The organism is Paenibacillus vortex V453 (assembly GCF_000193415.1).
Taxonomy (GTDB): domain Bacteria; phylum Bacillota; class Bacilli; order Paenibacillales; family Paenibacillaceae; genus Paenibacillus_AQ; species Paenibacillus_AQ glucanolyticus.
Genome location: NZ_ADHJ01000033.1, coordinates 1 through 1,003, shown reverse-complemented (window position 1 = coordinate 1,003; position 1,003 = coordinate 1). Strand labels below are relative to the sequence as shown.

The window sequence follows — 1,003 nt, the reverse complement described above, 5'->3', positions numbered from 1 at the left end:
TGTAGAACCTGTAACCCCAGTTATCCCTGTTACTCCTGTTGGACCGGTTACTCCCGTAGGACCAGTCAAGCCTGTTACTCCTGCCGAACCTGTTCCCCCTGTTGCTCCTGTTGCGCCGGTTACTCCGGTGACTCCTATCGCGCCCGTGGCGCCCGTAGATCCTGTTGAACCCGTTGCTCCTATTGCTCCTGTAACACCGGTTGGGCCAGTTACTCCCGTTGCCCCTGTGGAACCGGTGGTTCCTGTTGGACCAGTTAATCCCGTAAATCCTGTGGATCCGGTGACTCCAGTAGCTCCGATTGCTCCGGTTGAACCCGTGTTACCAGTTACACCAATCGGGCCTGTCGCTCCTGTTAAACCAGTTGGACCGGTTGCTCCCGTAACTCCGGTGGCTCCGGTCGGGCCAGTTGAACCTGTAACGCCTGTTACACCCGTTGACCCGGTCGAGCCTGTGGATCCTGTAACACCGGTTGCCCCCGTGTTACCAGTAACACCGATCGGCCCCGTTGGCCCGGTTGCTCCGGTCGGACCTATGACTCCTGTTGGTCCTGTGACACCAGTACTTCCTGTTATACCTGTTACGCCGGCGGCACCTGTCGGGCCTGTAAAACCTGTAACGCCGGTTACCCCCGTTGAACCCGTAGCTCCGATTGCTCCTGTAGCTCCGGTTGGCCCAATTGCCCCTGTTGCACCAATCGCTCCTGTAGCTCCCGTTGGGCCGGTTAACCCCATAACTCCGGTGGCACCAGTCGAGCCTGTGGCTCCCGTAACACCTGCTGCTCCTGTTGCCCCTACTGCTCCGGTTGGTCCCGTCGAACCCGTCACGCCTGCTATTCCGGTTCCTCCAGTCGGACCGGTGGCTCCCGTTGGACCGGTCAAACCAGTCGGGCCTGTGGCTCCGGTTGCACCTGATACTCCCGTGTTACCAGTTACACCGATTGTTCCCGTTGGACCGGTGGCACCTGTCGCTCCAGTAGATCCCGTTAAACCCATGATTCCTGTT

General features: G+C 59.2%; 1 pseudogene. It reads right to left on the bottom strand.

Annotation, left to right across the window (positions count from 1 at the left end):
• A pseudogene (locus tag PVOR_RS17120) lies at positions 1 to 1,003 on the bottom strand (collagen-like protein); the annotation flags it as partial.